The sequence below is a fragment of the Micromonospora sp. SL4-19 genome, assembly GCF_047921475.1.
In the GTDB taxonomy this organism is placed as follows: Bacteria; Actinomycetota; Actinomycetes; order Mycobacteriales; family Micromonosporaceae; genus Micromonospora.
In genome coordinates this window covers 1-12,082 of sequence record NZ_JBLROB010000055.1, presented here as the reverse complement: position 1 = coordinate 12,082, position 12,082 = coordinate 1, and the positions used below count along the sequence as shown (strand labels likewise).

General features: G+C 70.0%; 14 protein-coding genes. 8 read left to right on the top strand and 6 right to left on the bottom strand.

Features of this window, described 5'->3' with window-relative positions:
• Nucleotides 1–238: hypothetical protein (locus tag ACNAVT_RS31285; RefSeq protein ID WP_416301562.1), on the bottom strand; the 238-nt coding region annotated here is incomplete at its 3' end.
• 141 nt (nt 239–379) lie between these two features.
• On the opposite strand from ACNAVT_RS31285, the gene ACNAVT_RS31280 reads away from it, so the two are divergent.
• Nucleotides 380–1,420, top strand: a complete 1,041-nt coding sequence (locus tag ACNAVT_RS31280; protein WP_416301560.1) for a DUF4034 domain-containing protein — start codon at nt 380–382, stop codon at nt 1,418–1,420.
• Nucleotides 1,421–1,549: 129 nt separating this feature from the next.
• Here ACNAVT_RS31280 and ACNAVT_RS31275 read toward each other — a convergent pair whose 3' ends face one another.
• Complete coding sequence (locus ACNAVT_RS31275; protein WP_416301558.1) at nt 1,550–2,122, bottom strand: GNAT family N-acetyltransferase; 573 nt, start codon at nt 2,120–2,122, stop codon at nt 1,550–1,552.
• Between the two features lie 311 nt (nt 2,123–2,433).
• Here ACNAVT_RS31275 and ACNAVT_RS31270 point away from each other — a divergent pair, with 311 nt between their 5' ends.
• Nucleotides 2,434–3,660 carry an IS110 family transposase gene (locus ACNAVT_RS31270; protein ID WP_416301556.1) on the top strand — a complete coding sequence of 409 codons (1,227 nt, stop codon included), beginning with the start codon at nt 2,434–2,436 and terminating at the stop codon, nt 3,658–3,660.
• A 173-nt stretch (nt 3,661–3,833) separates the two neighbouring features.
• On the opposite strand, the gene ACNAVT_RS31265 is transcribed toward ACNAVT_RS31270, so the two are convergent.
• From ACNAVT_RS31265 to ACNAVT_RS31250, 4 genes are all read right to left on the bottom strand, one after another.
• Entirely contained in the window at nt 3,834–4,685 is an 852-nt protein-coding gene (locus ACNAVT_RS31265) for a fumarylacetoacetate hydrolase family protein (RefSeq protein WP_416301555.1), read from the bottom strand.
• 99 nt (nt 4,686–4,784) lie between these two features.
• Nucleotides 4,785–5,243 (bottom strand): RidA family protein, encoded by a 459-nt coding sequence (locus ACNAVT_RS31260; RefSeq protein WP_416301553.1) that lies wholly within the window; start codon nt 5,241–5,243, stop codon nt 4,785–4,787.
• 8 nt (nt 5,244–5,251) lie between these two features.
• Nucleotides 5,252–5,974 carry an NAD-dependent epimerase/dehydratase family protein gene (locus ACNAVT_RS31255; protein WP_416301551.1) on the bottom strand — a complete coding sequence of 241 codons (723 nt, stop codon included), beginning with the start codon at nt 5,972–5,974 and terminating at the stop codon, nt 5,252–5,254.
• On the bottom strand, nt 5,974–6,891 hold the full coding sequence (locus ACNAVT_RS31250; RefSeq protein WP_416301549.1) for a dihydrodipicolinate synthase family protein: 918 nt from the start codon (nt 6,889–6,891) through the stop codon (nt 5,974–5,976). The genes ACNAVT_RS31255 and ACNAVT_RS31250 overlap by 1 nt, the downstream gene beginning before the upstream one ends.
• A 129-nt stretch (nt 6,892–7,020) precedes the next feature.
• On the opposite strand from ACNAVT_RS31250, the gene ACNAVT_RS31245 reads away from it, so the two are divergent.
• From ACNAVT_RS31245 to ACNAVT_RS31220, 6 genes are all read left to right on the top strand, one after another.
• Nucleotides 7,021–7,410 carry a RidA family protein gene (locus ACNAVT_RS31245; protein ID WP_416301547.1) on the top strand — a complete coding sequence of 130 codons (390 nt, stop codon included), beginning with the start codon at nt 7,021–7,023 and terminating at the stop codon, nt 7,408–7,410.
• Nucleotides 7,407–8,747, top strand: coding sequence for an aspartate aminotransferase family protein (locus ACNAVT_RS31240; RefSeq protein WP_416301545.1), 1,341 nt, complete (start codon nt 7,407–7,409; stop codon nt 8,745–8,747). Before ACNAVT_RS31245 ends, ACNAVT_RS31240 begins: the two co-directional genes overlap by 4 nt.
• Nucleotide 8,748: 1 nt before the next feature.
• On the top strand, nt 8,749–9,576 hold the full coding sequence (locus ACNAVT_RS31235; protein WP_416301543.1) for an SMP-30/gluconolactonase/LRE family protein: 828 nt from the start codon (nt 8,749–8,751) through the stop codon (nt 9,574–9,576).
• Complete coding sequence (locus ACNAVT_RS31230; RefSeq protein ID WP_416301541.1) at nt 9,573–10,436, top strand: SMP-30/gluconolactonase/LRE family protein; 864 nt, start codon at nt 9,573–9,575, stop codon at nt 10,434–10,436. The genes ACNAVT_RS31235 and ACNAVT_RS31230 overlap by 4 nt, the downstream gene beginning before the upstream one ends.
• 11 nt (nt 10,437–10,447) lie before the next feature.
• The gene (locus tag ACNAVT_RS31225; RefSeq protein WP_416301540.1) at nt 10,448–11,917 is read left to right on the top strand and encodes a M81 family metallopeptidase; all 1,470 of its coding nucleotides are present in this window, start codon (nt 10,448–10,450) and stop codon (nt 11,915–11,917) included.
• A gap of 44 nt (nt 11,918–11,961) precedes the next feature.
• The coding region (locus ACNAVT_RS31220; protein WP_416301564.1) for a helix-turn-helix domain-containing protein at nt 11,962–12,082 on the top strand (121 nt) is incomplete at its 3' end.

Sequence of the window (12,082 nt, the reverse complement as noted above, 5' to 3'; positions counted from 1 at the left end):
TGTGCTGACCGCTCCGCCTCCGCAGCCCCGCGGCCGGCGGCAGACAAGTGCCACTCAATCTTGGCTTCTGCCAGGGGGCTTCAAGCCTCGCATCCCACCGCTGCAGGTAGTGCTCCATACCCTCGACGGTGCGGGGTATGCCGAGCCAGTCGCGGGCGGCGACGCGGGTCTCGCGGACGGCGATCGTCTCGGCGTCGGTGCCGTAGTCGACGGGGTAGCCATCCACGATGTCGGGCAACCAGCCGGAAAATTGCCGTAAAGCTGGCCGTCGCAGCACGATTCCGCTGTTCAAAGCACGCGGCAAAGCAGCGTGACAGGCTCGCGCAGGACCGGGTCCAGGCCTGAGGCAGACGCCGGTCGATGCTTACCATCTTTGATTATGATCTCGACCGTGTGGCGGCTGCTCACCCGCCAGATCGATACCAACCTGGCGCAGGACGACGCCGTGCTGCGCGAGGCGTGCACCCAGGCGCGGTACGGCACCGACATCGGGCCGGCCAGGAAGGCTGTGGCCGCCACCCGGAGTGACTACGACCGTCGGGCGCGCTACGTCCGCGTGCTGGCCGAATCGACCGCTGGCGGGCTGGGATCCCGAGTCGACCGTACGACCGGCCGGGTCGACACCGAGGCCGCCTGGACCGACCGCTGGGCGGCGCGCTCGCCCACTGATCCGGATGCTCAGCTCGTACGTGCTCGGTCCCTGATGGCACGAGCCTGGGAGGTGCGCGGCGGGGACTGGGCCGCCACCGTCCGTCCAGGGCAGTGGGCTGAGTTCAGCCGTCTGCTGCAACTGGCCGGACAGGTGAACGACCTGGCATTGCGGCTCGCCCCCGAGGACCCGACGCCGTGGGCGAACCGGCTGCGGCTCATGATCGACCAGAGCGCGCCACGGGAGGAGGTCGAGGAGACGTGGCGTGAGCTGACCCTGCGGGACCCCTGGCATCGGGAGGCGCACTCACTCAAGCTGACCTACCACTGCAGGAAGTGGAGCGGCTCGCACGAGGCGATGTTCGGCTTCGCCCGGTCGGTCGCCGCCGCAGCGCCTGCGGGCTCGCCGCTGCACGTGCTGCCGGTGCGGGCCGCCGCCGAGTGGGCGCTGTGGGAGCAGGAACGCGAGGCCCCGGGCAGCACCGCCGACGAGATCGGCCAGCGGTGGCAACAAGATCCGGTCATGCAGTCCGATCTCGACAACGCGCTGTCTCGGTGGTTCCACCAGCCGGCCACCCGGCACGCCGACTGGCTCAACGACGTGAACTTCTTGGCGTACGGGTTGGCGCGCGCTGGCCGCGGCGCCGACGCCGCGCCGGTCTTCGCGTCGATCGGCCGGTACATGACCAGCGTTCCGTGGTCCTGGTGGGGCGGCGTGCGCGGCGATGCAGCCTTCATCCGAGCCCGCCGCCGCGCCCGCCGCGCTGCCTGACCACCCACTGAGCCGGGTCTCAGGATCGCCGTGCATCAGCGGCGGCAGGAGAGTGCCCGGTGCCGGCCGCTCGACGCGGCGAAGCGAAGCACCCGGATGCCGGGCGACATCGCGCGAGGGATCGAGTACTCAGCGGGCGGGCACCGGCTCGGACGACGGCCGCCACTCTCGCCTGATCAGCCCGTAGACCCACGAGTCAGAGACCTCGCCGTTCACGACGCAGTCTTCCCGCAGCGTCCCCTCACGCACGAACCCGAGCTTCTCCAGCACACGGGCAGATGCCACATTGCGTGTATCAGTCTCAGCCTGGACGCGATTCAGGTCCAGCGTGTCGAATGCCCACCGCAGCAAAGCGCGCGCGGCCTCCGTCGCGTAGCCGTGGCCCCATGCTGCATCATCGAAGCAATAGCCCAGCGATGCGCTGCGGTAGTCCGGATTCCACCGGTTCAGGCTGCACCAGCCGATGAACGCCCCGTCGGAGTCACGATCGACGGCCAGCCGCGCCCCGGTGCCTTCCTCTGCCATCTGCCGGCAAGCCGTGATGAACCGCTCAGAGCGCACGCGTTCGCTCCACGGCGGCGCGTCCCAGTAGCGCAACACGTAGGCGTTGCTGTGCAGCGCGAAGAGGTCGTCCGCATCCGTGTCGTCGAAGGGACGCAGTGTAAGGCGAGTGGTGTGCAGCGTGGGGGTGGGCAGCGACATGGGACGTCATGTTCCCTCCTGTGATTGGTGGCCGATCAACCAGACATCCGGTGCCGGCCACTCGCAATGGATTTTCTCGGCGGGCGGGCGGGCGGGCGGGCGGGCGGGCGGAACGACGTGCTCGCTCATCGGCTACTTGTTCACTTGCCCTATGGCCGGTGTCTGGCGAGGCTCGGTCTAGGCGCCCGGGCTGTCGCTCTCTCATCGGCTGCCCACGCTGGTCGTGTGGCTCTGTTCTGGCCTGCGCAGTCCCGGGCGTCGCCCTAGGGCGGGGAGAGGCTCAAGAGGGGTTTGCTCGGCTCGAAGTAGCGTTGCCCTCCCGGCTCGACAACCTGGACAGGATCGAGCATCGGAGGACTCTGATGAACCCAGCAGATCGTGTGGTCATCGGCATGGACCCGCACAAACGCTCGGTGACGATCGAGGTCATGGCCAGCGACGAGACGGTCCTTGACGGCGGGCGCTTCGCCACGGACGCGGATGGCTACCGGGCCATGCGGCAGTGCGCCAAGCAGTGGCCCACCCGGGTATGGGCGATCGAAGGGTGCAGCGGGATCGGCCGGCACGTGGCGGTGCGGTTGCTCCGCGACGGCGAACACGTGGTGGACGTCCCACCGAAACTGTCGGCCAGGGCGAGGGTCTTTGCCACCGGTCAGGGCCGCAAAACCGACGCCACCGACGCGCACTCAGTCGCGTTGGTCGGCACCCGTATGGCCGGCCTGCGTCCGGTCCTCAATGACGAGCAGCTCGCGGTGCTGCGGATCCTGGCCGACCGTCGCCGGTCACTGGGCGAGGACCACACCCGCATGGTGTCCCAGCTGCACCAGCTGCTGTTGGAGCTGATCCCCGGCGGCGCGAAGAAGGACCTGTCCGCGGCGCAGGCCAGAGCCCTGCTCGCCAAAGTGCGACCCCGTGACGTCGCCGGCAAGACACGCCGCCGGGTCGCCGCGGAGTTGATCAGCGACCTCGAACGTGTCTACCAGCGCAAGAAGGCCGCCGACAAGGACCTCACCGAACTCGTCGCCGCCACCAGTTCCACCTTGATGGGCCTGCACGGTATCGGCCCGTCCGGCGCAGCCAGGCTGCTGGTCGAGGTCGGTGACATCGCCCGCTTCCCCAACCGGGCGCACTTCGCCTCCTGGAACGGCACGGCACCGATCGACGCCTCTTCCGGCGACCACGTTCGCCGCCGCCTCTCCCGCGCAGGCAACCGGCAGATCAACCGTGTGCTGCACACCATGGCCACCGTCCAACTACGCAACGCCACCGAAGGCCGGGCCTACTTCGACCGCAAGAAGGCAGCCGGCAAAACCTCGATGGAAGCCATGCGCTGCCTCAAACGCAGACTCTCCGACATCGTCTACCGTCACATGCTCGACGACGCCATCCCGCACCGGGTGACAGGCCCGGGAGGACACCGGGGAACGACTGCTGACTCCAGCGCGACCGGCTCACACCCCAACGCCGGCTCTTCGGACAAGCCACTTCCCGGGCCCGCCACCAACCACCCTAAAACATTGGCCGCCGCACCGTCTTGACACAGAGGGGAGCCACGTCCGGATGCAGGCACCCGCGATCCGGTTACCCCCCGCGACGAGCGCTTCGCGGCCAGAAGCGGATGTTGTCTCTCGACAACTTCAGGCCGCTACGCTGCGAGCCGTGAAACGAAGGGTGCACCGGGTCTGGTTCCAGACGATCCACGGGACGTGGGTCAGCGGGCCGCTGCGGCAACCTGGCGTTGGGTGCCGAGATTTTCGATGCCCAACGCCATGACGTCGCCGGGGCGAAGCCAGATCGGCGGATTGAAGCCCATCCCGACGCCCGGTGGGGTGCCCGTGTTGATGAGGTCGCCGGGTTCCAGCACCATGAACTGGCTCAAGTAGTGGACCAGGTACGTGACACCGAAGAGCATGGTCGCGGTTGAGCCCTTCTGGCGGCGCACACCGTTGACGTCGAGCCACATGTCGAGGTTGTTGACGTCCGCCACCTCGTCGGGGGTAACGAGGTGTGGGCCACAGGGGTTGAACGTCTCGGCCGACTTTCCCTTGACCCACTGTCCGCCGCGCTCCAGCTGGAAAGCGCGCTCGCTCACATCGTTGACCAGTACGTACCCGGCGATGGCCGCGGCGGCTTCCTGCTCATCGGCGAGATATCGACAGCGCCGGCCAACCACGACGCCCAGTTCCACCTCCCAGTCGGGCTTCGTGGAGCCGCGCGGGATGTACACGGTGTCGTTGGGCCCGACGAGGGTGTTGGGTGCCTTGTTGAACACGATCGGCTCGTCCGGGACCGCCTGGCCGGTTTCCATGGCGTGGTCGCGGTAGTTCAACCCGATGCAGAGAATCTGGTGCGGCCTGGCAATCGGTGGGCCGATGCGCTGGTCACCGAACGACGTGACGGCTCCGACGCGGCGACGTTCGGCGACGGCTTCGGTCAGCAGCGACGGTCCGCCGCTCGCGAAGAACCGCTCGTCGAAGTCAGATGCGATGTCAGAGACGTCGATGTATGTCGTGTCGTCCAGTCGGACGGCGGGCTTCTCCTGCCCTGCTGGGCCGATGCGCATGAGTTGCAATGCTTCTCCCGAATCTCGTCGTATGTTCGACCGCGGCTCGCCGCGGAGAGCGAGCAGCGACCTTCGCGGATCCTGATCCCGGCGGTGCCGCTAGGAGCGGACGCGGATGATCGCGTCGATCTCGGTTGGCGAGCCGGCCGGTAGGGCGGCAACACCCAGAGCGGCGCGTGCGTGTCGACCCCGTTCACCGAGTGCCCGGATGAACGCCTCGGTGGCGGCATCGGCGACGAGGTGCTGGTCAGTGAAGTCCGGGGTGCTGGCGACATAGACGGTGACCCGGCCGACCTGGCCGACTCGGTCCAGAGTGCCCAGTTCCCGCTCGACGACGGCCAGCACGTTGAGCGCACACTGCCATGCGCAGTCACGGGCTTGGGCAAGGGTCACCGGACCACCGACCTGCCCGCTGTGGAGCAGGACTCCGTCCGCCGCCGCAATCTGCCCGGATACGGTCAGCACTCCGTTGTCGTCGCGGATTGGCAGGATGCCGGGTCGCGGTGCACCGAGCGGTGCCGGTCCCGCGGTCGTGAGCTCGGAGAGGGGCGATGTCATGGCGTTCCTCATTCGGGTTCGGGCGAGTGGTCGAGTGGTTCCCAGCCGAGCAGGCGCCGAGCCTTGTCAATGGGTGCGATGCGCTGGCGGTAATCGCCACTGATGGTGAACACGTCGAAGCCCGTGCCCGGGTAGTGCAGGGCGGCCAGGATCGCCCGTGCGGTGTCGCGGGCCGAGGTGGCGATGGTCCGGTCGGCCTCGCTGGAATCCCGAGGCGGGTACTCGGCATCGGGCGTGGGGAGGCAGAGTCGCAGCGCGACGATGTCCATGCTCCACTGGGCGGCGGCAGCCGAGGCGACGAGCTCGGCACAGCGCTTGGTCACGGCGTAGAAGTCCGACGCATCCGGCGGCACCGATTCGTCCGGGTAGGGCGCACGGTCGGGGTCGCGGTACACCGACATCGAGCTGGTCAGCACGGCCCGGCGTACGCCGACCGACGCGGCCGCCCAGAGCGCGATGTGCGCGCCGGTCACGCTGACGTCGAAGTGGCTGCGCACGTTCTGTGGGCTCCCCCAGCCGTCGATCGGCCCCATCGCCATGTACACCAACGCGTCCGCCTCGCTCGCGGCGTCAGCGACCGCGGCCATGTCCAGGGCGCTGCCGGGGTGGTGCGACCACGGTCCGGGCGCGGGAGGCCTGGGGTCCAGGACCGTGACGGCATGCTGGGCCGCCAGGTGCGGCAGCGTCATCGTGCCCACGGCTCCGGCGCCACCGATCACGAGGAGCCGCATCAGGCTGCCGCGACCGTGATCGGCGCCAGGCCGGCGTCGGCCACCAGCCGGCGGAGTTCGGCCCGGTCGAGATCGTCGAGAGCGAGGAACGGAGTGCCTCGGGTCCGAGTCCGGTCCACCACGCCGCGCATTGCCAGTACCTCCTTGTACGCCTCGATGCCATGCAGCCCGAAGAAGTTGATCAGCGGCAGCAGGCTCGCGTGCACCCGCCTGGCCTCGGCCTGCGTTCCCCGCTCGAGGGCACGCCAGATCTGTACGTAGCGCTCGGTCGCGATCGAGGTGGGCATGATGGCGCAGGCGCCGCGGGCATGCTGCTGGACCATGTACCGGCCGCCCTCCCCGCCGATCACCCCGTCGATCGAGTCGCCGAGCCGGTCCAGCAGGGCACTGGTCAGGTGGGTGCTGGTCCGCGTCTCCTCCTTCACGTACCGGATCGTCGGGTACCGGCGTACCAGCGTCTCGATCGCGGACACGTCCAGGTCGTGGCCGAACGGGGGTGAGGAGTTCTGCAGCACGATGGGCAGATCGGTGGCGCGAGTGACCGCGCGGAAGTAGTCGTCGAGCAGGTCCGGCCGGGCTCGGTGCAGGTACGGCGGCATCACCATCAGCGCGTCGGCGCCGGCGGCGGCAGCGCTGCGGGCAGCCACCGCAGCCGTGGCGGCGCTGGTACCGGAGGCACCCACGATGACCGGCACCGCACCGGCGACCTGGTCGACCGTGAGCCGAGCCAGGTTGACCCGCTCGGCCTCGGTCAGCGACCAGAACTCGCTGGCGACGCCGAGCGTGACGATCGCGGCGGCACCGGCCTCGACGTTGTACGCGACGATCCGGCGGCACGCCGCTTCGTCGAGCGAGTCGTCGGCGGTGAAGGCGGTCGCCATCACCGGCAGGATCCCGCGCAGTGGTTGGTCGAGCATGTGTTCTCACTCCTCGCGGCTGGTGGCGGTGAGCGTCGCGGGTTGACATCGCCAACGCCTGCTATATCGTCTGGAGAAACGATGGTCTCTCTTCTAGAGACACGCAGCATAGCGCAGAAGGAGCTTCCGTTGAAGTCGACGGTCATTCACAGCCCGGACGCGCCCGCTCCGGGCGCGGCGTATTCGCAGGCCAGAGTCGCGGGGCCCTTCCTGTTCACCTCAGGGTGCGGCCCGATCGACGCGAAGAGCGGCCGGATCGCCGGAGCTACGGTCACCGAGCAGACCAGGCTGACACTCGCCAACCTCCGCACGCTGCTGGCCGCCGACGGGCTCGACCTGACCGACGTCGTCAAGGCCACCGTGTACCTGCAGGATCTGGAGCGCGACTACGATGTGTTCAATCTCGCGTACGCGGAGCTGATGCCCGCGCCATGGCCCGCACGAACGACCGTCGGCGCCGACCTGACCGGGATCCTGATCGAGATCGACTTCGTCGCGCTGCGGCGGGCCGTCGCATGACCGCGGGCGACAGCGTGGCCGGACGGATCGCGGCCTGGCCGGGCTCGCACACCGCCTGGCACCGGGCCCAGGCCAGCCTCGCGGGCGGGGTGAGTACCGGGCTGCGCGCGTCGATGCCGCCGCACCCGTTGTTCTTCCACCATGGTGCCGGCAGCCGACTGTGGGACGTCGACGGCAACGACTACCTGGACTATGTGCTCGGGTGGGGGCCCGTCATCGTGGGCCACTCCCACCCGGCCGTGGTGGCCGCGGTCGGCGAGCAGTTGCGCCGTGGGCAGACCTTCGGCTCCGGACACGTGCTGGAATACGAGGTGGCCGAGCGGCTGTGCGCCCGGATTCCCGGCGCTGGGCGGGTGCTGTGGAGCAACACCGGCTCGGAGGCGGTGCAGGTCGCATTGCGGCTGGCCCGGGCACACACCGGCCGGCGCCGCTACGTCAAGTTCGAGGGGCACTATCACGGCTGGACCGATCCGATGCTGGTCAGCTACCGCAACCTCGCCGAGGACGGACGGCCGGTGCTGGGCAGTGCCGGGCAGCACCCGGGCGTGCTGGCGGACGTGTCGGTGTTGCCGTTCAACGACTCCGCTGCCGTGGCCGAGCTGTTGTCCCAGCCGGGCAGCGACATCGCCGCGGTGCTGGTCGAGCCGGTGTTGTGCAACACCGGCGTACTGCCGCCGGCCCCAGGGTTCCTGGAGGAGCTGCGGGCCGCGTGCGACCGTAGCGGTGCCGTCCTGGTCTTCGACGAGGTCATCACCGGACTGCGCATCGCGGCCGGTGGCGCGGCCGAGCGGTACGCCGTCACGCCCGACCTCACCGTGCTTGCCAAGGCGTTGGCTGGCGGGTTCAGCCTCAGCGCGGTCACCGGACGCACCGACATCATCGAACAGGTGACGTCCGGGGTGGTGCACGCCGGGACCTACAACGGCAACCCCATCGCGTTGGCTGCCGCCGCGGCCACGCTGGATCTGCTCTCCGGACCCGACGTGTACCCGCACCTTGAGGCCGTGAGTGCGCAACTGGCCGCCGGGCTGCGCACCACCTTCGCGCGGCACGGGGTAACCGCCGACGTGCACCATGTCGGCCCGGTCCTGCAGGTCAGCCCGGGGATCACCGAGGTGCGCACCGCCCGGGACGTGCTCGCCGCGGACTGGGCCTTCTACAACGAGCTGATCGTGGAGGCGCTGCGACGGGGCCTGTTCCTGCTCCCCGGCGGGCGGTGGTACCTGTCGACCGAGCACTCCGCAGCCGACGTCGCGCAGACCGTGGCCGCCATGGACGACGCGCTCGCCGAGCTTGGCCGGGCCGGTCGCCTGCCGGTGCCGGTCGCGGAGATCTGACGTGCCGGACACCACCGTGGTCGCGTGCGGCTTCACCGACGCCATCGAAGGCCCGGTCGTCGACCGGACCGGCCGGTTGTACGCGATGAACTACGGCAGTGAAGGCACCATCGGACGGCTGGATCCGGACGGCTCCGTGGCGTGCTGGCACGAACTGCCCGAGGGCAGCGCCGGCTGCGGCGCGGTGTGCGGACCCGACGGGCGGCTCTACGTCGCCGACTGGCGTACGCACACGATCTTCGCCATCGACCCGGCAACCGGCGCGCGGCGGGTGCACGCCCACGAGCCGGCGATGCACCAGCCCAACGACCTCGCGGTGCTGTCCGACGGCACGCTGTTCGCCAGCGATCCGGACTGGGCGAACGGCACCGGCCAGCTGTGGCGGATCGATCCGGACGGCACCAGCACGCTGGTCGAGTCCCACATGGGTACGACCAACGGGATCGACGTGTCCCCGGACGAGCGGCGACTGTACGTCAACGAGACGGTGCAGCGGCGCATCTGGGTGTACGACCTGGACGCCGGGCACCGGCCGTCCGGCAAGCGACTGCTGGTGCGATTTGACGACCACCTGCTCGACGGCATGCGTACCGACGCGGACGGCGTGCTGTACGTGACCCGCACCGGCGCCGGCGTGGTGGCCAGGGTGCGCCCGGACGGCCGCCTGGGCACACCCGTGCGGCTGCACGGCCGGGACTGCACCAACGTCGTCTTCGGTGGCCCGGACGGACACACGCTGTACGTGACCGTCGCCGATACCGGCTGCGTCGAGGCGGTACGGCTCGCGACCGCCGGCCGTAGCCACGGAATCGCCGGCGCCGCGGCATGACGGAGATCGTGGTGGCGCACCGCTGTGTCGTCGGCGAAGGCCCGCTGTGGTCGGTGCGCGACGGACTGCTGTACTGGTTGGACATTCCCGAGCAGCGGCTGTGGTGGTTCGATCCGGAAAGTGGCGCGACCGGCGGCCGACCGCTACCGGACGTCGTCGGCAGCATCGGGGTGCGGGCGGCGGGCGGACTCGTCGCCGCCACCCGGAACGGCTTCGCGACCGTGCGACCGGACACCGGTGAGCTGTCCTACCTCTGCGATCCGGAGCCGGATCTCCCCCAGCACTACTTCAACGACGGCAAGGTCGACCCGGCTGGGCGGTTCTGGGCCAGTACGCTCAACGACGGACCACCAACCGCCACCGGCACCCTGTGGCGCCTGGACGCCGACCACGGCTACCAGCCCATGCGGCGCGGGGTGATCTGCCCGAACGGGTTGGGCTGGAGTCCGGACGCGCGGGTCATGTACTTCACCGACTCCCGCCGGCACACCATCTTCGCCTTCGACTTCGACGCGGAGTCGGGCCGGATCGGCAACGAACGGGTGTTCGCCTCGGTGGCCCCGCCGGCCGACCCCGACGGGCTCTGCGTCGACGCGCAGGGCTGCGTTTACAGTGCCCAGTGGGGCGGTGGCCAGGTCGTCCGCTACGACCCGACGGGCAGGATCGTGGGCACGGTCCCGGTACCGACTCCGTTGGTCACGAGCGTCGCACTCGGCGGGCCGGACCTGCGCACGCTGTTCATCACCACGGCGAGCATCGGCCTGGACGCGGCGGAACTCGTGGCCGACCCGGCCGCAGGCGCACTCCTCGCGGTGCCGGTGGACACCCCGGGGCTTCCCGAGCCGATGTTCGCGGGTTGACGGGAGACGACATGCTTCGACTGGCCGCGCTGGGACTGTTCCACGAGTCCAACTCGTTCTGCCCCACCCCGACCGACCTTTCGGCCTGCGAGCTGATCGGGATCCTGCGCGGTGAGCAGATCCGGGCGGTGCACGGCGACTCGGCCAGCACGATGGCGGGCCTGCTCGCAGGGGCCGGGCCGGACGTCGCGGTGGTCCCGCTGCTGTACTGCGGCCCTCAGCCGGCGGGACCGGTCACCGCGGAGGCGTTCGGCACCATCGTCGACGAGATGGTCGCGGCGCTGGCTGCCGACAGCTGGGACGGGGTGCTGCTCGCCCTGCACGGCGCAGCGGTCGCCGACGGCTGCCCGGACGCCGACGGTGAGGTCGCCTCGCGGGTGCGGGCCGTGGTGGGCCCGAACGTGCCCATCGGGGTCGCCTGCGACCTGCACGGCAACGTCAGCTCCCGGCTCGCTGGCGCCGTCGACGTCATCGTCAGCTACCGGACCAACCCGCACGTGGACGCCCGCGAGCGGGCCCGGGAACTGGCCGGCCTGGTGGCCCGCGCGGCGCGGGGCGAGATCCGGCCGCGCCAGGCGTGGCGGCCGGTCCCGATCCTGCTGAACATTCTCCGTCAGAACACCGGTGACGAGCCGATGCGATCGATCCTCGACGCCGCCGCACGGATCCGGCGACACCCCGGCGTGCTGACCGCCTCGGTGCTGCAAGGCTTTCCCTACGCCGACGTGCCACACGTCGGGATGTCCGTCGTCGTCACCACCGACGGCGACGATGCGCTGGCCGGGTCGTACGCGGACGCACTGGCCGACGAGGTCTGGCGCCGGCGCGAGCACATGCGCGGCGACGCCCTGCCGATCGCGGCAGCTCTCGACGCCGTCACCGACGGGCCGACGCCCGTACTGCTGCTGGATGTCGGCGACAACATCGGCGCCGGCACCACCGGCCGCAGCGCCGCCATCCTCGCCGCCGCATCGGACAGTGACTTCACCGGGCTGCTGACCCTGATCGTCGCGCCCGAGATGGTGGCGCGGTGCGTGCGGGCCTACACGGATGCCGGGCCGGGCGCCGACGTCGAGGTGACGCTCGGCGAGGCGGCTACCGGCCCGGTGGTGACCGTGGTCGGCACGGTACGTCGGCTGCACGACGGCGTCTTCGAGGATCCGACGCCGACGCACGCCGGGTACCGCCATTTCAACGTCGGCCCGACCGCCGTGCTGGACCTGGCCGGCGGCACCACAGTCATCCTGGTCAGCCACGCCATCATGCAGTCGAGCCTGCAGCAGCTGCGCTGCCTGGACCTCGTTCCCGCCGACTTCCGCGCGATCACCGCCAAAGGGGTGCAGTCGCCGCTGGCCGGCTACAGCCCGGCCGTGGCCCGGGTGCTGCGGGTGGACACCCCGGGCCAGGCCACCGCCGACCTGTTCACCCTGCCGTACCGACACCGACGCCATCCGCTCTGGCCACTGGATCCCGGGCTCTAGTTGCGTGTCGGAAGTGTCGTAGGTGGCAGGCATGCTGTGGGGCTGTGGGGAGGTTTACCGCGTTCCGGTTCACAGTCGACCCGTCACCGTCGCAGCTGGTGGTGTTGGCCCGCCATACGGGGGCGGCTCGGTTCGCGTTCAACCAGTGCCTGGCTCTGGTGAAGG